The following is a 19,552-nucleotide window of genomic DNA, read 5'->3' as shown; positions in this document are numbered from 1 at the left end:
GCGCTGAGGCAAGATTTTCAGACCCTATCTCAGGGAGCTACACCCTTGCCCGAGGGCGAACAGGGCATCTGCTCGAGGGCATCGCTGAGCAGCAGCAGACGGCTGGCCAGCAAGCGCCTTTGCTGGAGCTCAGGGTCTTCGGAACGGAGATCCGTTCCAGTCGGATGGAGCAACGACGCTTCCACCGCCTGTTTCAGCTCAAGGCGAAGGCGAGACCATTCGTTGTTCTGTGCGGCGTTTTGCATGGAGAGGTCCTGTCCAATGGCTTTCAGGCGCTCGCTACCTAGGCGCTGCAACCCATGCACGGATTCGTTTAGGGCTGGAGTGAGCTCGGTTTGGCACTGAAGCAGGGTGCTGAGGTCCCTGCAGCTGCTCATTACGGTGCTGCAGTGCTGCAGGACTTCCTGGGCCCAGCGCACGCTGTCCTGCCTGCTGCGGGTGATGGATTGCTCGGCGATCAGCTGGGGGAGACTGCGACGCAACGCATTGCGGCGCTCGCGAAGATTCAGAAAAAAGAGCTCCCGCTCGGGGATGTTGTTGAGGTGGAGGAGGGCATGCGCCAGATCCCCGGTCCAGCTCCGGCATTGTTCTCGCCAACGGCTCACCGACCGTTGGCTGTACAAATGACGCGAGATGTAGACGCCGATCAAAACGCCGAGGATCGTCATCACCGTGCGCCAGAAGGCGTAATACCACCAGTTGTCGGGATGGTGGAGCAGGCTGCCGGCCACCACATGGCCGCCCACGATGAATCCACTGCTCAAGCCAGCCGCGAAGCCAAACAGGCGCACCAAGAGCAGGCCGCTGAACACCCTTGCCGGTAGCGGCAGCACCAGGGTGATCCCCGCGGTGATCACCACGGCCAGCAAGCCCATCAGTGTTCCGATGACCCGCTCTCGGCCTGCAATCACCCCCCCACCGAGATCCGCCTCGAGAACAACGAGGATGGCGAGGGCTAGAAACAGGCCTTCGGGCAGGCCGATCCTGTCCACGGCTGCCAGGGACAGCATCAGCAACACTCCGTTGCGCAGCACCAGGGCCAGTTGTGGCGTCGCCGTCATGCAACCCCACCAATGGATTCGAGCTGACGCAGCGCATCCCGGCATCCGTCCGCATCAATTGATGCCAACGGCAGCGGGACCCGCTGCCGGGCCACGCCATGGCGCACGGCCCGTTCCAGCCATTCCTGCCGCTGCTGGGATTCAGGGGTGCCGAGTATGGCGGCCTGATCACTCTTCAGCACGATGCTGCGCAGGCTGCAGTGGGATGCATAAGCACTGATCAACTCCGTAGCCCGTTGCGCCGGATCCTGATTCAGCAAATCGTGCAGCTGGCCGACTAGCTCTGATTCGCTGCGCTGCAGCCGCGTCAGCAAGGGAGTGAACCAGAACAGCCGTTCAACCGCCATTCCAAGCATCAACCCAAGCAGATGCCACCCGGTCCGATACAGCACATACAGGCCGCCCAGGTCCCGATAACCAGGGATCGCCACCAGTAGCACCGCCATCAGCACTGCGTTCATCAACGTGGCTTGATCCAGCCCCAGTCGCCGACCCAGCAGTTTCACCAGCACGTAGCCGATGCCCACGGCGAGCCAGTTGCTCACCGCTTTGATCAGCATCATCACCACGAGGCCACCGAACAGGGTGCCCACGACCCTCGCCCGTGCTGCCTTCAGCGAGGCTTCCGGGGTGGGCAGAAGGCTGCGGGCTACGCCATACACCACATAGAAAGCATCGACCCGGGTGGCTTCTGCCCCTGCAATCACGAAAAAACCCGTGGCGAGGAAGCCTGCGAACCCCACCTGAATTGCGTTGCGGATCTGCCGCGCGGATGGTGGGTGGATCGCCATCGCTCCGAAGCGGTCAGCCCTGCATAAGATTCGGGTCCATGATGAGTGCTCCATGCCGAGCGTCGAGATCTACACCTGGCGCACCTGCCCGTTTTGTATCCGCGCCAAGCAGCTGTTGGATCGCAAGGGCGTCACCTATACCGAGTACTCCGTAGACGGTGATGAGCCGGCCCGCGATGCCATGGCTGCACGGGGGAATGGCCGCCGCAGTGTTCCCCAGATCTTCATCGCGGATCAGCACATCGGGGGATGCGACGAACTCCATGCTCTTGAAAGAGCCGGGAAACTTGACGCCCTGCTCTCCTAAGCCACGGATTGACTGGTCTGGTTATGCGCCATCTGTTCGTGCTCGATCCGCTGGAGCGGATCAACCCCGCCAAGGATTCCACGGCGGCGCTGATGCAGGCGGCCTCGCGTGCCTCCTTGGAGGTCTGGGCCTGTACGCCTGCTGATCTCATCGCCCTCGGTGATGAGCCTCTGGCGATGGCGGCCCCGGTCCAGCCCGATCCTTGGGTGAGGATCGGGGAGCGCGAGCGGTTGCCGCTCAACACCTTCAAGGTGATCTGGATGCGAAAGGATCCGCCGGTGGATGAGGCCTACCTCTATGCCACCCATCTGCTGGATGTGGCGGAGCGAGCGGGTGTGTGTGTGCTGAACAGGCCGTCCTCCTTGCGCAGCTGGAATGAAAAGCTGGGCGCCCTGCGATTCAGCCGCTGGATGGCCCCGACCCTGGTTTCTGGCCGGGTTGGAGAACTGCAGGCCTTTGCCAAGGACCAAGGCGAAATCGTGCTCAAGCCTCTGGGCGGCAGGGCGGGTCTTGGGGTGATTCGGGTGTCATCGCAAGCTCCGGGGTTGGGAGCCCTGCTGGAATTGGTCACCGAGCAGGAACGGCTTCCCGTCATGGCGCAGCGTTTTCTTGCCTCGGTGTCCGAAGGCGATAAACGCATTCTTCTGGTGGATGGGGAGCCGTTGGGGGCCATCAATCGCCGCCCCGCGGCTGGGGAGTTCCGCAGCAATCTGGCCGTGGGAGGTCAGCCGGAGGTCACCGAACTCAGCGAACGGGAACGCCAGATCTGTGCGGCGCTGGCGCCTGCCCTGCGCGCCGAGGGGTTGTTCTTCGTCGGCATCGATGTGATCGGCGGAATGCTCAGTGAAATCAATGTCACCAGCCCCACCGGGATTCGAGAAGTGGAACGGCTGATGCAGCAACCCCTCGCTGATCAGGTGATCGAGCGGCTGCAACAACTGGGCTGAACGTGCACAATCCACTTAAAGGTGGATCGGCTGTGTTGAAGAAAGGATTTCTGCTCGGCACAGTTCTGTTGGTTGGAGCAATCGGGACCCTCTCTTCCCCGGTGCGTCCGGTGCTGGCAGGGTCCCCCCCGCCTCTCATCCCCCGGGAGGTGTTGTTCGGTAATCCTGAGATCGCTGGCGTCTCGCTCAGCCCGGATGGCCAGCGCATTGCCTACCTGGCGCCCTCCGGTGGTGTGCTGAATCTCTGGGTTCGAGATCTCGATGGCGACGCTCCGGCCCGCGTTCTCACCCAGAAACGGGATCGACCACAGCGCGCTGCCAGTTGGACTGCGGATGGCCGCTATCTGATCTCATCCAGGGATGCTGATGGCGATGAGAACACCGTGCTGGTTCGCATCGATCCCAGGAGTGGCGAAGCCACCGACCTCACGCCTGCCAAAGGTGTGAAGGCGATTCTGGTGGCTGGTGATCAGGACGCTCCCTCCGAGCTTGTGGTGGGTCTCAATGATCGTGACCCCCGGTTTCACGATCTGTATGTCATCGATGTGAACACCGGCCAGCGCCGCCTGCTGTATCGCTCCACCGACGACGGACGCAATGTGTCGGTGGATTGGATCGACGGGGCTTGGCAGCCGGTGTTGCGCTCTCAGGTGCTCCCAGACGGCGGCAGTGCCTGGGAACTGCGGCTGCCGGGTGAGGCCGACTGGAGGCCCTTCCTCACGTTCAGTTTTGAGGACACGATCAGTGCGTCGGGACCGAGTGCGTTCACCCGGGATGGCCAGTGGCTTTACGGGATCCTAAGCACGGACGAGGAGATTCCCCGTCTCGTGCGTTGGAGTCGGGATCACCTCAAGACCTGTGGTGACGACTGCACCCCAGAGTTGGTCTATCGCTCCTCAGCCGGTGCCCTTGGGGGTGCCTTGAGTGATCCAGAAACTGGTCTGCCCGTTGCCCTGAATGAGGTGGATCTGCGCCGCCGTCTTGTGGTGCTGGATCCTTCCATTCAGCAGGATGTCGATCAGCTGAAGCGGCTGGCAGGGACCAAGGACTTCAGCGTGGTGGATCAGGATCTGAACGATCGCCGCTGGCTTGTGGTGGTTGGCTCTGATGACCAGGGTCCGCAATATCTCCTTTGGGATCGGGACCGCCAACAGAGCCGGCGCTTGTTTTCAGTGCAGCCGCGGTTGGATGATTACGAGCTTCGTCCGATGGAGAGTCTGAATCTGCAGGCTCGGGATGGCAGGCGTTTGCCCAGCTATCTCACTCGCACGGCCCTGGGCGCTAATGACAGCCCTGGTCCTTTGGTGTTGCTTGTGCATGGAGGTCCCCAGGCCAGGGATTACTGGGGACTGAATCCGACGCATCAATTGCTGGCCAATCGTGGGTACCACGTGCTCAGCGTGAACTACCGAGGATCCACCGGTTTCGGCAAGGCTCATCTCCTCGCGGGTGAGGGCGAGTGGTACGCCCGCATGCAGGATGATTTGGTCGATGCCGTCCGCTGGGCTGTTGAGGAAGGCATCGCTGACCCTGATCGCATTGCCATCATGGGCGCCTCTTATGGCGGTTATGCGTCATTAGCAGGATTGACGCGGGACCCGGAACTCTTCGCGGCTGCGATTGCGGAGGTGGGGCCCTCCAATGTGCGCACCCTTCTGGAGTCAATTCCTCCCTACTGGGAGTCGGCCCGCGTCATCTTCGAACGCATGATTGGGGTGGGATCCGTTGATCTCGACGCCATTTCACCGATTCGCCATGTGGATCGGATTCAGCGCCCACTCCTGCTTGTTCATGGCGCCAACGACCCCAGGGTCAAGCTCAGCGAAAGCGAAACCATCGCTGAGGCGATGGTCGCTCGGCAATTGCCCGTTGATTTCGTGGTGTTCCCCGATGAAGGCCACGGCCTGTCCAACCCGCGCAATGCGCTGGCGCTGACCGCTCTGGTGGAAGCTTTTCTCAGTGAGCATCTTGGCGGTCGAGCACAGCCGTTCGGAGACGTGCTCGATCAGTCATCCATGCAATGGCGGCAACGTGCTCTCCAGCGCTCCGGATCCTGATTGCAGGTCCAACTGATCGGCCAACACGGTCAGTTTGAGTGCAACTTCCTGCAGCTCCCGCTCCGCCACCGAACCCCTGACCAGTCCGGCTCCAGCGGTGAGGTCGAGTTGAGAGCCATGGGCATGGCCGCAGCGGATGGCAACCCGTAGTTCGGCGTCGCCGGCACTGTCGATCCAGCCGATGGGAGCGGCATACCCTCCGCGCTCGAAGGGTTCAAGGCTGCGCAGCCAACCCATGGCCTGACGTCTGGGCAGCCCGGCTACTGCCGGTGTGGGGTGCAGGGCACCAGCCAGGAACAGCGGCAACTGTTCCTCGGCCGCGGCAGTGATCGGGGTATGGAGATGCATCAAGCGGCCGTGCCGGGCGAGTTGGGGGCGCCTGGGTCTGCGGGGTGTTAGCCCGAGGCTCTTCAGATGATCAGTGATCGCCTGCACCACCAATTCATGTTCCCTGCGGTCCTTTTCGGAATTCAGAAGCGACTCTCCGGTTTCAAGCCGACCGGCTGTTCCGGCCAGCGCATCGCTGCGGAGCTGTCCGTTACGCAGGCTCAGCAACCGTTCGGGAGACGCTCCAAAGAAGGAGTCTTGCGCGTCCCGCTGCCAGAGGAAGCGGCAGCTGCCGGCCTGCTGGTGCCGCAAGCGATCAAGCAGCGGCAGGGGATTGAGGGGCGCGCTGAGCTGGATTGATTGCCGAACGGCCAGCACGAGCTTGTGGAGTTCACCCTCATTCACCAGCTCCAGCCCCCGTTCAAGGGCCGACGCATAGCGCGATTCCCAATCGCCAGGGCTGATACTGCCCTGCACCGTTTCCGCCCATGGTTCTGACAGCTGGGGCTGGGCTTGAAGCCGCTCGGCCATCAACCAAAGCGTTTCGATCAGCAGGCGAACATCTTCTGTTTCGTGGGCGACCCCGTGGATCCGAAGCCAGCCCTGGCGACCTTGTCGACTCAGTTGCCATCGGGGCAGTACGGCCTGCACGGAGGGCATGCCTCCCATGGGCTGTTGTTCGCTCGGCTGCTCGAAAAACGAGAAGGCCAGCAGGATGCGCGATCGGGCCTGTGCCGGTGCGTCTGGAGAGCCTTCCACGACCCTGCCGAGGGTGGCATCGCAGAAACGCTGTGCCAGTTCGAATCGTTTCGGACCCGCGAGATCCAGATGGTGGCAGCGACCGGATGCGGCCAGGCACAGACCCGGTGCCCCGTCCCAAAGGAAGCGGAAAGGGTCTGAGGACTGCAGGCCTGGCAGGTGCCGCAGGGGGTCGAGGCCGCCGATGGGCACGGCCAGACTCATCACACAGTCCTCACCCTGGCGCTGCTCCCAGGCCTGCAGGGCCTGCTGGAGCCGATCGCCGAAGCGCATCGCCATCGAGCTGGGGAAGGACTCGGCCGACATCCGGGCGGCAGTGTTGAAAGGGTGCTGCTCAAATGTATGAGTCTTGATGAGGACTTCAGGGGTCCAGTCCATGTCAGATCGCCAGGCTGTTGCAACCCTTCACTCCCCGGAGGCGGAACGGCGGCGTCTTTGGAAGGCGGCCATCAAGTGGCCGATGTACTCCGTGGCGGTGATGCCGATGCTTCTGGCCCTGGGCTGGAGGATCGGCGCCGGTCTTCCGGTGCGTTGGGGACAGGCCATGGCATTTCTTGTGGCAGCGGTCTTGCTGCTGCTCTGGGAAAATCTCAGCAACGATCTGTTCGATGCCGACACCGGGGTGGATGTTGAGGGGAAACCCCATTCCGTGGTGGCGTTGTTGGGACGACGACGGCCGGTCCGCCGGCTGGCGCATGGCGCCCTGGTGGCGGGGCTGCTGCTGATGGCGGTGATCGCCTTGCGCAGCAGCGTTTGGGTGCTGGGCCTTGTGCTGCTGTGCTGCCTTCTGGGTTACCTCTATCAGGGGCCTCCCTTTCGTTTGGGATACCTCGGACTGGGGGAGCCCCTGTGCTGGATGGCCTTTGGTCCATTGGCTACTGCAGCAGCGCTGATGGTGCTCACCCCTGTTCAGCCTGTCGCCGCGACGGCAACGGTGCCCTGGGCCTCAGCCCTGGCACTCGGATCGGGTCCTGCGATCGCCACCACCCTGGTGCTGTTCTGCTCCCATTTCCATCAGGTGGAGACGGATGCTCGGCACGGCAAGCGCTCGCCCGTGGTGCGGATGGGAACGGCCCGCGCTGCGGCGCTCGTGCCCTGGTTCATCGCCGGCACCCTTGCTCTGGAATGGGTGCCGGTTCTCGATGGACACTGGCCGCTGACCGCTTTGCTGGGAGGCCTGGGCTTGCCTGCAGCTTCAGCGCTCATTCGACTGCTGCGCGACCACCACCGGAATGCTGAGAGGGTCGCCGGCAGCAAATTCCTGGCCCTGCGCTTCCAGGCGCTCAATGGGCTGGGGCTGAGTATCGGCCTGGCGATCGGACCCCGGTTCGAGGCCGTTGTTCACCGGTTGCTCTAAGGGCATGACCCTGCAGCTGGTGTTCCGTCCCTATGCCTTCCAGCTCACGCGGCCGCTGGTGACCTCGCGCGGGAGCTGGCAGCAGCGCCGAGGCTGGCTACTCAGGATCGTTGCCCCTGGTTCCGGTGCGTCGGGATGGGGGGAGGTGTCCCCGCTCGATCCTGGCGAGCAACGCTGCTGTGAGCGCATGCTCAACGCTTGGACCCTGCACCTGTGCCGCTCCCGTGAGGAGTTGGAGGCGCTGCTGCCGACCCTTCCCGCTGCCCTGGCCTTCGCGATCGGAGCCGCCCTGGCAGAGCTCGACGGTGTGGTGGGTGATGCCCATGGTCAGCGTTGGTGTTCCCCGCCGCAATCGGCCCAACTGCTCCCGGCGGGTCATGCCATGCCCGCAGCGCTTGAGGCCCTGCTCGCGCAGCTCGGAGAGGCTTCGGGCGAATCGTGCGGGGTGGCGCCGCTCACGTTGAAGTGGAAAGTGGCTGCTGCTGAGCCGGCTTTGGAGTGGGGGCTTTTGGGCCTGCTCCTCGAGCGTCTCCCCGACGAGGCTCGGCTGCGTCTGGATGCCAATGGCGGCTGGGACCGGGTCACTGCCGATCGCTGGGCCGATGCCGTCGAGGGCGATCCGCGTCTGGACTGGCTGGAGCAACCGCTGGCGGCCGATGATTTGGAGGGGTTGTCGCGATTAGGGGAAAGGGTCCCCGTGGCGTTGGATGAATCTCTGGCCCTGAACCCTGAGCTTCGTGAGTACTGGCCGGGTTGGCAGGTCCGGCGTCCGGCGTTGGAGGGTGATCCCAGACCCTTGCTTCAGGATCTGCAGAGAGGACGTCCAAAGCTGATGCTGAGCACGGCGTTTGAAACCGGCATCGGTGCGCGCTGGCTTGCTCTGCTGGCCCAGGTGCAACAGCAGGGCCCCACACCTGTCGCCCCCGGCCTCGCGCCTGGGTGGACCCCTTCAGGACCGTTGTTCGCCTCTGAACCTGAGCAGGTCTGGGCCCAGGCTGCGGAGGGAATGCCATGACCTCTGCTGTCGCCCTTTTGTGCGATCCCCTGAACCCTGAGGACACCATCACCCGCCTGCAGGAGGCCATGGGTCAGGGACAGTGGGTGCGGCTGCTCGTCCGTGATCCTTCGGCGGACCCGGCTTCACTGCATCCAAAGGCTGTTGGGTGGCCAGAGGCTGTTGGGTGGCCAGAAGGCCCTGGTTTGGTGTTGTCCACTGGAGGCAGCACTGGCGGACGATCCCTCTGCCTGCATTCCGTTGGCAATCTCGAGCGCTCAGCTCAGGCCACTGCCCAGTGGCTTCGCGGCATCAGCATCGACCCCACCACGGCCTTGGTCTGGAATCCGCTCCCGTTTCAGCATGTGAGTGGCTTCATGCCCTGGTGGCGGGCACGCCAGTGGGACGCTGCCCACGGCTGGCTGGCTCCCGAGCTGATGAAAGACCCGGCTCGACTGCTGGAGTGGAGTGTGCAACACCCTGCCTGGCGGCAGCGGCCGATGCTGCTGTCGCTTGTTCCTACCCAGCTGCGGCGTTTGCTGGCCCACCCCGGCGGTTGCCGTTGGTTGCAGGCCATGGATGTAATCTGGGTTGGCGGGGCAGGCTTGCCCGAGGATCTGGCTGCCGCTTCGCGCGAGATCGGTTTGAAGCTGGCTCCCTGTTACGGCGCAACCGAAACCGCTGCGATGGTCACGGCCCAACAGCCCTGGGATTTTCTCAAGGGCGGCGATGGCTGTGGTCAGCCTCTTGAGGGCGTTGATCTCAAGGTGAATGGGGATGGAGCCCTGGCTGTGCGTTGTGATCGCTTGGCCCTGGCCAGGGTCGATCCTGCCGGCGCGTTGCATCCGCTGTCCGATCCTGCGGGCTGGTGGTGGAGCGGTGATCGGGCCCGGCTTTCAGAGACTGCTGCTCAGCCACACCTGCATGTTCTGGGGCGCCGGGATGGCGCGATCCTCTCTGGAGGGGTCACGGTGTATCCATCCCAGCTTGAGGAGCGGTTGATGGCTGCGGCTCGGCATGGAGGCCTGCCGCTCGATGCTGTTTTGATGCTCGGGGAACCGCAGCTGGAGTGGGGCGAGCAGTTGGTTGCCTTGTTTCGTTGGTCGATCAGCTTTGGCTCCGAGCCTCCGTTGGAGTCTTTGATGGCTTTGGTGTCCGACTGGCCTGCCGCGGAACGTCCAAGGCGTTGGCTGCACTGTCCGGATCTGGAACCCACAGCGGCCGGCAAGTGGGAGCGTCAGCGTTGGCGCCAATGGCTGGCGTTGCAGCACTAGCAAGCTGTTGTTCTGAAGAGCCCTCAGAGCTCGCTGATCCGGCCGATCAGAGAGGCTTCCAGCCAACGTTCAATGGCATCCGGCAAGGCAGAGCGTCGTCGTGTTTCCGTGCTGATGGCCACGTGCCGGATCCAGCCATGGGCGACATCCTGTTGCTCCAGCAGAAAGCGGTGGTGCACCTCAAAGCTGCTGGGATCCAGGCGTTGTGGGGTGAGATGCAGGCTCAGTTGATCGCCGCCATGCACCGGCCTAAGAAAGTCGGCACGGCAGTGCACCACCGGTAGGGCAATCGCCGGCCATCGCTCCTGGCCGCGGCAGCCTGGAAAGACAGCATGGGCTGCGACGCCGTAACGCTCAAGGCTCTCCTCCCAGGCTTCGTGGCACCAACGCAACAGCTGATGGAAATGCATCACACCGGCAGCATCGGTGTCGCCGAAGCGCACCTTTTTTGACAACTTCAGCCAGCTGGAGGAATCAGCGATCAACGGATCCCATGATCACGTCGATCGATCCCAGGATCGCCATGATGTCGGCCACCTTGTGTCCCTTGAGGATGTGGGGAAGGATCTGAAGATTGTTGCTGTCAGCGGCCCGGATTTTGAAACGCCAGGGAGTGACGTCGTTGTTTCCCTGAATGAAAATTCCGATCTCCCCTTTGCCTGATTCCAGGCGGGTGTAAAGCTCACCGTTCGGGATCTTGAACGTGGGGGCAACTTTCTTGGCCACGTATTGGTAATCGAAGCCTGCGAATTCGCTGTCTTTGCCCTCGGCCATGCGACGGGCTTCCACGTTTTCCGTGGGTCCACCGGGGATCATGTCGCAAGCCTGACGAAGAATCTTCAGGGACTGGCGCATCTCTTCAATGCGCACCCGATAACGCGCGAAGCAGTCACCTTCTTTCTCCCAGGCCACATCCCAGTCGAAGTCGTCGTAGCACTCGTAGTGATCCACCTTGCGCAGATCCCAGGGCACACCTGAGGCGCGCAGCATCGGCCCAGACAAGCTCCAGTTGATGGCTTCCTCTTTGCCGATCACACCCAGGCCTTCGATGCGACGGCGAAAGATCGGGTTGTTGGTGATGAGTTTCTCGTATTCATCGATCTTCGGGCCAAACCAGTCGCAGAAATCACGGCATTTCTCCAGCCAGCCCCAAGGAAGATCAGCGGCGACTCCGCCGATGCGGAAATAGTTGTTGTTGATCAGCCGCTGGCCGGTGGCGGCTTCCCAGAGGTCGTAGATCATCTCCCTTTCCCGGAAGATGTAGAAGAACGGAGTCTGAGCGCCCACATCAGCGAGGAAGGGACCAAGCCAGAGCAGGTGGTTGGCGATCCGGTTCAGTTCCAGCATCAGCACCCGGATGTAGCTGGCGCGCTTGGGCACGGGGATGTCGGCCAGTTTCTCCGGGGCGTTGACCACAACGGCCTCGTAGAACATGCCTGCCGCATAGTCCATGCGGCTCACATAGGGCACGAACATCACGTTCGTGCGGTTCTCGGCAATTTTCTCCATGCCGCGGTGGAGGTAACCGATCACCGGTTCACAATCCACCACGTCTTCACCGTCGAGGGTCACCACCAGCCGCAACACCCCGTGCATGGAGGGGTGATGGGGGCCGAAGTTGACCACCATCGGCTCCGTGCGCGTTTCCAGCTGCGTCATGGGGCCGGTACAAAACAATCGTGTTGGGATCTTAGGAAGGACCCATGCCCGATCAGCTCCCTGCGACCGATTCGACGTTTCGGCATGTGCCGGTCTTGGCCGATGTTTTGTTGAATGCGTTGGACCAGGAGCCCAGTGATCACTGGCAGTCTGGCCTGGTTGTGGATGCCACGCTCGGCGGTGGGGGGCACAGCAGTCTGTTGCTGGACCGTTATCCCGACTTGCGCATGATCGGGCTCGACCAGGACGCCACCGCGAGAGCGGCGGCCGCCGTGCGTCTGCGCCCTTGGGAGGAGCGGGTCAGCATCGTGGCCACCAATTTCGCCGATTACAGCCCCCCTCAGTCGGCATCACTGGTTCTGGCGGATCTTGGTGTCAGCAGTCCCCAGCTTGATGTGGCAGCGCGGGGGTTCAGCTTTCGCCTCGATGGTCCCCTCGACATGCGCATGAATCCGGAGGGTGGGGGTGAGACGGCAGCGGAGCTGATCGAACGGTTAGAGGAGTCCGACCTGGCCGATCTGATCTATGCCTACGGCGAGGAACGTCTATCCCGCCGGATTGCCCGCCGGATCAAGGCGGATTTGGCAGCGCAGGGGGCCTACGCAGGCACCGCCGCCCTCGCTTACGCGATCGCCGGTTGCTATCCACCCAAGGCCCGACGTGGGCGCATTCATCCTGCGACCCGCACGTTTCAGGCCCTGCGCATCGCCGTTAATGACGAACTGGGCGTGTTGGAGAAGCTCCTGAGCTCCGCCCCTGATTGGCTGCAGCCGGGAGGTCTGCTGGCGATCATCAGCTTTCACTCCCTTGAGGACCGGCGTGTGAAAACGGCATTTCTCCAGGATGAGCGGCTGGAACGGATCACGCGTCGCCCGCTGGTGGCCTCTGAAGAGGAACAGGAGCAGAACCCGCGTAGCCGAAGTGCCAAGCTGCGAATCGCTAGGAAGCGTTCAGAGTCTTGATGACAGGCTCATCCCTTCCTGCGTGCTTATGTTGGCTCGATGGCGTTTGCGGTCTGCGGGCGGAGAGCGACAGCCTGGGAGCTGTTACTGCCGATCCGTGGCTGGATTGATCACGCCGGCGGCAGTGATGCCCAGGTGCGGGTTCTCCATCAAACCGTTCGCAGCCTGGAACCATCCATTGATCGAAGGTTCGGTGGCTAGTTTGCTGGTGAGCCTGGTAGCCCAGGAGCTGCTGGTTCTTCTCGGAATTGCTGCGCTTAATTTCCGCTGAGAAGACCGGTCTGATCTTCTTTGCCAAACAATTGACGGTAAGCTGCAGTCGAAATGCAAGTCAATATGGGAAAGACGACAAATAATCCGCCGTATTGAAAGAGTCCTGCGATTGCATACAAGACGGCTTCTACAATGAAGAACCAGGCAACCATCCACCAGGAAGGATCAACCACTTTGCGCCCCCGAGCTATTGCCTCAAAGGGCGTTTTCTTTTCAAAGAGTGCAATAAAGGGTAGGAACTTTTGATTTATAATCAAGTAAACATAAATAATAACAAAAACTGCTGCAGGGGCTACTGCTAAAACTCCGTTAATCTGGGCTAGTCCAAGGCCTGCGACTGAAGTGATAATGGCTATGATTAGAATTACAGCTGTTAATGAGATGCCTTTGATGAATAAGCGGCGTGTCGCGTTGCCATCCCAGCGCGTAAAAGTTCGAAAGGTTGGTTTTTGTCCTTCAAGGCTGATCCAAGCTCCGCGTATAATCCCTATTGCTCCCCACAGCATAGTAATTACATAACCAATGAGGCCAATTATTAGGCCAAGGGTTGCTCCTGCTGGGTGAATCTCGGAAAGCCCTTCAAATGATGCTAAGCGTAGGCCGCTAATGGTTGCCAAAAATGCAAAGCATAAGGCGATCACTACTACAAGAGCCTGATAAAGAAGGAAGGTCCACGGAGCCTTCGCAAATGCATTCCAGCCATCTTCAACAGCCTTCAGAACGTGGAGGCGACCGTTTTCAGGTGCTGCTGTCATGGACTGACTAATTAATTCCCCAAAAGGTAGCCGTTTTGACGGATTTTTCCAGGTTTTGTGAATGGCGGCAATCGCTTGGTTCTGTGGCTCAGCTTCCTTGAAGCTGGTTGATGCATGTAGAGATCACGTCCACAGCGCGATCGATCTCCGCCGTTGTTGTCGTTCGCCCCAGGCTCAGGCGTAAGGAGGCTTCCGCTTCGCGGCGGCTTCGGCCGATGGCCTGCAGTACATGGGAGGGTTCTCCCCTGCTGCATGCGGAGCCGCTGCTGCAGGCCAATGAGCGCTTCAGGCAGCGATGCAAACGGGCGCCCGAGACATCGGCAATCGTGATGTTGAGGTTGTGAGCCAGCCGCGGCTCATGGGCTCCATTCATCTCCAATTGGGGATGGCGTGACTTCAGGCCCTGCCAAAGTCGCTCCCTCAGGAGGGTGAGCTGCTGCTGCCAAGTTTCCAGGTTGGCGTGTGCCAGGTCTGCCGCCGCAGCGAAGCCCACAATCAGGGGCACGGGCAAGGTCCCCGGCCGCAGTTCCTGCTCTTGGCCTCCTCCCCATAACAGTGGCTGGATGGAGACTCCGCGACGTTTCACCAGTGCGCCGATTCCTTTGGGGCCATTCAGCTTGTGGGCGCTGAGGCTGATGAGATCGCAGCCCAGCTCGTCCCGATTCAGGCGGAGGTGACCGAAAGCCTGGGCCGCATCCGTGTGCACGGTGATGCCCCTGCTCCTGCAGAGCTCCGCCAGTTCGTGCATTGGCTGAATCACGCCGATCTCGTTGTTGGCCGTCATCACGCTCACCAGCTGCGTGTCGTCGCGAAGCACGTTGTTCAGGATGTCCGCATCGATCAGGCCGTTCTCCTGAGGACGCAGCGCGGTCAGCGCAAAGCCTTCCCGTTGCAGTTGGTGCATGGGATCCAGCACCGCATGGTGTTCCGTGGCCACGGTGATGACGTGGCCGCAACGCCCTTCAGCCTTGGCGCGGGCGCGGGCATGGCCCAGCAGGGCGAGGTTGTTGGCTTCCGTTGCCCCGCTGGTGAAGATCAGGTCGTTGGCCTCAACCCCTAGATGGGAGGCCAACCTGTCGCGTGCTGAAGCCACGGCTGCCGCTGCGGTGAGTCCCAGGCGGTGTTGCCGGCTTGAGGCATTGCCCCATTCCTGCTGCCACCAGGGCTCCATCGCCTGCACAACCTGGGGATGGCAAGGGGTCGTGGCTTGATGGTCGAGCTGAATTAAGTCGCCTGGGATCAGATCGGCGCTGGTTGTTGGCAGCATGGTGTGACGTTGTGATCGATGCGATGCGTGCCTTGTGCTTGATCTCCAGTCTGGGCCTGATGGCAGCCTCTGCAGTTCAACCTGTGATGGCGGAGGGGATCACTCGCGACGAAATCCTCGAACAAATGAAATCCATGCGTCCCCCTGATCTGGTCGTGCTCGAGAAGCGGGATGTGGGCGGTGAGTACACCTTGGGGATTTTTGCGATCAAGCGCGACCCGGCCAATCCTGAGCTGCGCAAGTTCAAGTTGTGGCAGGAATATCCCGACAATCTTTTGATTCCCAGCGAGTCGGTGGATTGCAGTGCTGAGGAGCCGGTGCGGGTCACCCGGGATAAGGAAGCGCTCTACATCCGCAAACTCAACCCAGGTGGCCCGGTGCGCGCCACTGCTAGGGAAGACCATCTGGTGTGGTGGGCGGCTTGCCATCCCGAACTGGCTGGTAAGGATCCTGACTCGTTAACGGACAAGGCGAGAGAACTCGGATATTCCACCCTGCTGATCGAATCTCAAGAAGTGCTGCGGTTACCAGGGGGCTGACCCACTTAGATTCCGCCCAGATTCGATCAGGTCATGACTGCCTCAGTGCCCGAGCAGCCACCCGTTCGTCTGTTGCTGGTCGACGACGAACCCGGCCTGCGTTCCGCCGTTCAGGCCTACCTCGAGGATGAAGGTTTCGAGGTGACCACGGCTGTGGATGGTGAGGAGGGTTTCGGCAAAGCTCAGCAGATGCTGCCCGACGTGGTGATCACCGATGTGATGATGCCTCGCCTCGATGGTTATGGGCTGCTCACGCGCCTGCGGGCCGACGAACGGCTGGGGGGCACACCGGTGATTTTCCTGACGGCCAAGGGAATGACCGCTGATCGCACGCAGGGGTATCTCGCAGGAGTTGACGATTACATTCCGAAGCCCTTTGACCCCGATGAATTGGTTGCGCGGGTTCGCAACGTGGCCCAGCGTCAACAGCGCCTGCTTCAGGAAGCCGCTCGCTTTGCAGATGCGGACATGGGGCAGATCGCGAAGCAAATCACTGAAATCCGTTCGCTGCTGGCCCAAGCGGAGGCCCTTCCCGTTCAGGACTCCGTGCAGCACAGCTTCACACCACGCGAGAGCAGTGTTCTTCAGTTGGTCGCCGAAGGGTTGATGAACAAGGAAATCGCCCGGCAGCTAGAAACCTCGATCCGCAATGTTGAGAAATACGTGAGTCGTCTGTTCATCAAGACCGGGACTTCGAGTCGCACAGAGTTGGTGCGCTACGCCCTGCAGCATCGCTTGGTGGAGTGAAGGGCTGGCGGCCAGCCGCATTGAATCAGGGCTGGATCTATACGGATCGAATGAAAGGGTCCGAGTCGGGCCAGATGTTGAGTGCAGTAATGGCCAGCCGGTATGCCCACTCGCCTCGGGACGTTTGGGACAGCCGGATCCGTACCGGTGAATTGCTCCTGAATGGACAGTCTCTTCAGAACGATGTGCCTGTGGGTTTCAGGGATGTCGTGCAGTGGCGACGACCTCCGTGGCTTGAGCCTGCGATCCCGGATCAGTGGTCCGTCGTTTACGACGATGGTGACGTACTGGTTATTAACAAGCCGTCGGGTTTACCGGTGATGCCTGGCGGTGGATTTCTGCAGCACACCCTCTCTTCCTTGTTGGTGGAGACCAGTCGATCGGCCGGCGCCAGCCAGGCTCCCAAGCCGGTGCATCGTCTTGGACGGTTCACGTCAGGGCTTCAGGTGTGCGCGCGTCGACCGCAAACACGGGCCAGGCTTTCACGAGAGTTCCGACCAGAAGGCGGTTGCCGGAAGACCTATCTGGCCTGGACCCAGCCTGTGGCGGGGTTGCGAGCGGATCACCCGTTGGTGGTGACCACCGATGTGGTGGAGCGTTGCCATCCGCTCCTGGGATGGGTCTGGGGGCCTGATCCTCGCGACGCAGAGACTCCGCGCAGGCGCCTTCCTGCCCGCAGTGAGCTTTGCCTTCTGAAGCGCTGCGATCAAGGCGATCTTGTGGAGGTGGCCATCAGCACCGGTCGCCCGCATCAAATCCGCATTCACCTGGCGCAATTGGGGGCACCCTTGCTCGGGGATCCGCTGTATCTGCCGCAGCAGCGGATCAACACTGCTGCGGTGCCTGGGGATGGCGGCTATCTGTTGCATGCCCACACGCTGGTGTTTGAGAACGGCCTGCATCTCAGTTGTGAGGCCGGGTCTCGGTTTACCCCGGGTTAACCGCTGCTTGCCAGAATTCAAGAGTTGTAAGGCTATTGGTCGTGCGTCGCTCACTGTCTCTTGTTGCTTTGAGTTCACTCCTGTTGGCCGCCGGCTGCTCAACGGGTGAAAAAGAGGCTTCGAAGCCTGAGACCAAAACCTTGGAAGTGGCCTTTTGTGGAATCGAAAACGGAACCTTCATTGATTCAAATAACGACGGTCAATTTGACGTTGGCGATACCGTGTCATATAAACTCGTTGTTGCTAAAGCTTCAGATAAAGACGGTTGCGACAAGATTGATGGCTCGTTTTTTGGTATCGAGCAGGTTGTTGAGCGGCGGGATGTTGATGGTGAAGATGTTTTTCTGACAAGCGCTCAGGGAACCTTTGTTTTCAAAGACGGCAATCTGCAGGTTCGCTCGATGGGACATCTCCAGGCTGATGCTGCCCAGATGCAGGCGATGGCAAAATCCGGGGCAATGGATTTGGCAATCAGCGACATCATTCCTGTGAAGCACCAAGCCACTGTTGTTGGACAGGGAGGCATCTATAACGGTTTCATCGGAACGGCAATGTTCGTCCCCGGTAATCCCCCTGTCGCTGAATTCAAGCTTTTCAATCAGTTTGGCTCCTGATCAATCTTTCTTGCGAAATTCGATCAGCCTTGAGAAATAAAACGGTGCTTTGTTCAAGCTGCGTCGGACAGGTTCGTAGCCACAGGCCATCGCAGCCTTGACAATGCCTTCCTCCTTCAGGGTGTAAGCACGGGTTGTCTTGCTGGGGCCTGGGAACAACTGGCCGATGCTCTTCAGGAGCGCCAACAGTGGGGTGTAAGGGGCGAAGCTCACGATCAGCCGTTGCTCGCTGAGGCTGCAGAGGTGTTTCACCATCTCTTCAGCGGCAGCCTGGGGGTAATGGATGAAGACATCCAGGCAGCACACCGTGTGGAAGGAGCCGCTCAGGCTTTCCAGGTCACTGGCGAAGAAGTGGAGTTTGGTCATGTCGAGGCCGGCCTCGCGGGCCCGGCGTTCTGCTTCCTGGGCCATCGCTTCGGAGATGTCGCTGGCGCTGATCGAGCCTGCGCCCATCGCCGCCAAGGGCAGGCTGAGACTCCCCACACCGCAGCCGGCATCACAGAAACTCACCTCGCTGAGCTCGCCGCTGTTGTTGATCCAGGCCAGGACTTCATCCACGGTTTTCTGATGGCCGATGCGGATGTTGCGCTGCACCTTGTTCACGTCGTCGGATTCGCTGTAGATGCGATTCCAGCGATCGAAGCCAGTGGTTTCGAAATACCCCTTCACCTCCTGCTTCTCGGCCAGCTTGTCCTTCAGCTGCTGTTCAGGGGTCATTGGCTTGGTGGTGCGTCGGCGGGATCTTAAGCAGCTTCACGCCAGGCAAGGGATGCTCCCTCGTCGCTCAGGTCCCAGCGCAGCAGATGGTCAATGGGTTGTCCCACCAGCCCCTCAACGCTGTGATCCATACCGATGACCCGTCTCGGTGCCATCGTCGCGGCCCAGATCGCCCCATCTGCATCGCCGCTCCAGAGGGCGAGCCGGCAACAGCCTTCGAGCAGGGGCAGGGTTACTCCCGCGAGGGTTCCGTCCTCCAGCCGGCAAGTTCCGTCTTGCACGTGCAGGACGCGTTCGTCCCAGCGGTGCTCCCCATCCGCCAACCCATAGGGCGCTAGCGCATCACTCACCAGCACGATCTGATCGCCGGCCATGCGTTGCAGCAACACCGCCATGGTGGGGTGCACGTGTACGCCATCGGCGATCAGGCCAAGGGCAATGCCGCCGCGACGGCAGGCCTCTCCTACGGGGCCAGGCGCCCGGTGATGCAGGCCAGGCATAGCGTTGAACGCATGGGTCAGCATGCCGACCCCCTGATCGAAAGCTGTCGCGGCCTGCTCACCGGTGGCTGTGCTGTGGCCCAGGGCCACGGTGATGCCGAGGCTGGTCAGCTGACTGATCACGTGCTCCGCCCCGGGTTGTTCCGGGGCGAGCGTCACCAGGCTGATCTCGGTTTCAAATCCTGCGATCCGCCTCTCCAGCGCAGCAAGGCTGGGTGGGGCAACGTGCGTGATCGGGTGAGCGCCCCGGCGCTCTGTTGCCAGGAACGGACCTTCCAGGTGCGCCCCCAGTAAGCGGCAGCGGCCCTTTTGGTGCAGGCTTCTGGCCTGGCGAAGCACGGAGAGTGCACGGCGCAGGGGTTCGACGCCACAGGTGACCATGGTCGGGGCGATGGCCTCGACACCATCACGCCACAACTGGTCGAGAAGCTGCAGCAGCCGGGGAAGATCGTCGTCACAGAGTTCAGGGAAGGCAAGACCGAGCCCACCGTTGATCTGCAGGTCAATTCCCCGTGGACTGAGCCAGTCTCCGTTCCAGCTTTCTCCTGCCATCGCAGCCATCGCCGGCATGGGACCGATCTCGGTGATCACACCTTGATCACTCAAGATCAGCCAGTGCAGACCCTGGCTTGGTGTTGCGCCAGGGCATTGAGGCAGTCGCACGTGGGTGATCCGGCGCATGCGGGCGGTCTGGTGCGGGACGA

21 protein-coding genes are annotated in these 19,552 nt (G+C 61.4%); 12 read left to right on the top strand and 9 right to left on the bottom strand.

Translation table 11 applies throughout. The features are described from left to right. Window positions 1–29: 29 nt before the first annotated feature. Window positions 30–1,061, bottom strand: coding sequence for an FUSC family protein (locus SynPROS71_RS12430; protein WP_186595420.1), 1,032 nt, complete (start codon window positions 1,059–1,061; stop codon window positions 30–32). Continuing rightward, window positions 1,058–1,852, bottom strand: a complete 795-nt coding sequence (locus tag SynPROS71_RS12425) for an FUSC family protein (RefSeq protein ID WP_186595419.1) — start codon at window positions 1,850–1,852, stop codon at window positions 1,058–1,060. Before SynPROS71_RS12425 ends, SynPROS71_RS12430 begins: the two co-directional genes overlap by 4 nt. A 52-nt stretch (window positions 1,853–1,904) precedes the next feature. Between SynPROS71_RS12425 and grxC the strand changes: the two genes are divergently transcribed. From grxC to SynPROS71_RS12410, 3 genes are read left to right on the top strand one after another with little or no spacing between them, the layout of a single operon-like run. After that, window positions 1,905–2,159: a glutaredoxin 3 gene (grxC, locus tag SynPROS71_RS12420; RefSeq protein WP_186472084.1), complete on the top strand. Its 255-nt coding sequence runs from the start codon at window positions 1,905–1,907 to the stop codon at window positions 2,157–2,159. Between the two features lie 23 nt (window positions 2,160–2,182). Then, window positions 2,183–3,106 carry a glutathione synthase gene (gene gshB, locus SynPROS71_RS12415; RefSeq protein WP_186595418.1) on the top strand — a complete coding sequence of 308 codons (924 nt, stop codon included), beginning with the start codon at window positions 2,183–2,185 and terminating at the stop codon, window positions 3,104–3,106. A gap of 2 nt (window positions 3,107–3,108) precedes the next feature. After that, window positions 3,109–5,163 (top strand): S9 family peptidase, encoded by a 2,055-nt coding sequence (locus tag SynPROS71_RS12410; protein ID WP_255442185.1) that lies wholly within the window; start codon window positions 3,109–3,111, stop codon window positions 5,161–5,163. Here SynPROS71_RS12410 and SynPROS71_RS12405 read toward each other — a convergent pair. After that, the gene (locus SynPROS71_RS12405) at window positions 5,116–6,555 is read right to left on the bottom strand and encodes an isochorismate synthase MenF (RefSeq protein WP_186595417.1); all 1,440 of its coding nucleotides are present in this window, start codon (window positions 6,553–6,555) and stop codon (window positions 5,116–5,118) included. The two genes, SynPROS71_RS12410 and SynPROS71_RS12405, sit on opposite strands and share 48 nt — an antisense overlap. Before the next feature lie 70 nt (window positions 6,556–6,625). On the opposite strand from SynPROS71_RS12405, the gene menA reads away from it, so the two are divergent. From menA to SynPROS71_RS12390, 3 genes are read left to right on the top strand one after another with little or no spacing between them, the layout of a single operon-like run. Then, window positions 6,626–7,606, top strand: a complete 981-nt coding sequence (menA, locus tag SynPROS71_RS12400; protein ID WP_186595416.1) for a 2-carboxy-1,4-naphthoquinone phytyltransferase — start codon at window positions 6,626–6,628, stop codon at window positions 7,604–7,606. Between the two features lie 4 nt (window positions 7,607–7,610). After that, the gene (gene menC / locus SynPROS71_RS12395) at window positions 7,611–8,621 is read left to right on the top strand and encodes an o-succinylbenzoate synthase (RefSeq protein WP_186595414.1); all 1,011 of its coding nucleotides are present in this window, start codon (window positions 7,611–7,613) and stop codon (window positions 8,619–8,621) included. Then, complete coding sequence (locus SynPROS71_RS12390) at window positions 8,618–9,874, top strand: AMP-binding protein (RefSeq protein WP_186595412.1); 1,257 nt, start codon at window positions 8,618–8,620, stop codon at window positions 9,872–9,874. The genes menC and SynPROS71_RS12390 overlap by 4 nt, the downstream gene beginning before the upstream one ends. A 23-nt stretch (window positions 9,875–9,897) precedes the next feature. Here SynPROS71_RS12390 and SynPROS71_RS12385 read toward each other — a convergent pair whose 3' ends face one another. Further along, entirely contained in the window at window positions 9,898–10,359 is a 462-nt protein-coding gene (locus tag SynPROS71_RS12385; protein WP_186595411.1) for a thioesterase family protein, read from the bottom strand. Continuing rightward, the gene (locus SynPROS71_RS12380; RefSeq protein WP_011934201.1) at window positions 10,349–11,533 is read right to left on the bottom strand and encodes an NAD(P)H-quinone oxidoreductase subunit H; all 1,185 of its coding nucleotides are present in this window, start codon (window positions 11,531–11,533) and stop codon (window positions 10,349–10,351) included. The genes SynPROS71_RS12385 and SynPROS71_RS12380 overlap by 11 nt, the downstream gene beginning before the upstream one ends. A gap of 44 nt (window positions 11,534–11,577) precedes the next feature. Between SynPROS71_RS12380 and rsmH the strand changes: the two genes are divergently transcribed. Beyond that, window positions 11,578–12,495, top strand: a complete 918-nt coding sequence (gene rsmH / locus SynPROS71_RS12375; RefSeq protein ID WP_186595410.1) for a 16S rRNA (cytosine(1402)-N(4))-methyltransferase RsmH — start codon at window positions 11,578–11,580, stop codon at window positions 12,493–12,495. 97 nt (window positions 12,496–12,592) lie between these two features. Continuing rightward, complete coding sequence (locus SynPROS71_RS12370; RefSeq protein ID WP_186595409.1) at window positions 12,593–12,766, top strand: hypothetical protein; 174 nt, start codon at window positions 12,593–12,595, stop codon at window positions 12,764–12,766. On the opposite strand, the gene SynPROS71_RS12365 is transcribed toward SynPROS71_RS12370, so the two are convergent. Further along, window positions 12,753–13,523 carry a hypothetical protein gene (locus tag SynPROS71_RS12365; protein WP_186595408.1) on the bottom strand — a complete coding sequence of 257 codons (771 nt, stop codon included), beginning with the start codon at window positions 13,521–13,523 and terminating at the stop codon, window positions 12,753–12,755. The genes SynPROS71_RS12370 and SynPROS71_RS12365 overlap by 14 nt on opposite strands. 88 nt (window positions 13,524–13,611) lie before the next feature. Next, window positions 13,612–14,790 carry a cysteine desulfurase family protein gene (locus SynPROS71_RS12360; protein ID WP_186595407.1) on the bottom strand — a complete coding sequence of 393 codons (1,179 nt, stop codon included), beginning with the start codon at window positions 14,788–14,790 and terminating at the stop codon, window positions 13,612–13,614. 23 nt (window positions 14,791–14,813) lie between these two features. Here SynPROS71_RS12360 and SynPROS71_RS12355 point away from each other — a divergent pair, with 23 nt between their 5' ends. The 4 genes from SynPROS71_RS12355 (at window position 14,814) to SynPROS71_RS12340 (ending at window position 17,631) form a co-directional block, all read left to right on the top strand. Continuing rightward, a complete protein-coding gene (locus tag SynPROS71_RS12355) occupies window positions 14,814–15,329 on the top strand; it encodes a hypothetical protein (RefSeq protein ID WP_186595406.1) in 516 nt (171 codons plus the stop codon). A gap of 33 nt (window positions 15,330–15,362) precedes the next feature. Next, on the top strand, window positions 15,363–16,076 hold the full coding sequence (locus SynPROS71_RS12350; protein WP_186595405.1) for a response regulator transcription factor: 714 nt from the start codon (window positions 15,363–15,365) through the stop codon (window positions 16,074–16,076). Between the two features lie 50 nt (window positions 16,077–16,126). Further along, window positions 16,127–17,017: an RNA pseudouridine synthase gene (locus SynPROS71_RS12345; protein WP_186595403.1), complete on the top strand. Its 891-nt coding sequence runs from the start codon at window positions 16,127–16,129 to the stop codon at window positions 17,015–17,017. Between the two features lie 68 nt (window positions 17,018–17,085). Next, a complete protein-coding gene (locus SynPROS71_RS12340) occupies window positions 17,086–17,631 on the top strand; it encodes a hypothetical protein (protein WP_186595401.1) in 546 nt (181 codons plus the stop codon). Here SynPROS71_RS12340 and bchM read toward each other — a convergent pair whose 3' ends face one another. Next, on the bottom strand, window positions 17,632–18,348 hold the full coding sequence (gene bchM, locus SynPROS71_RS12335; protein ID WP_186595399.1) for a magnesium protoporphyrin IX methyltransferase: 717 nt from the start codon (window positions 18,346–18,348) through the stop codon (window positions 17,632–17,634). A 26-nt stretch (window positions 18,349–18,374) separates the two neighbouring features. Further along, window positions 18,375–19,529, bottom strand: a complete 1,155-nt coding sequence (locus tag SynPROS71_RS12330; RefSeq protein ID WP_186598083.1) for an N-acetylglucosamine-6-phosphate deacetylase — start codon at window positions 19,527–19,529, stop codon at window positions 18,375–18,377. Window positions 19,530–19,552: the final 23 nt, after the last annotated feature.

The sequence above is a fragment of the Synechococcus sp. PROS-7-1 genome (assembly GCF_014279795.1).
Taxonomy (GTDB): Bacteria; Cyanobacteriota; Cyanobacteriia; order PCC-6307; family Cyanobiaceae; genus Synechococcus_C.
The sequence above is the reverse complement of the archived record's forward strand: the minus strand, read 5'-3'. Positions and strand labels throughout refer to the sequence as shown.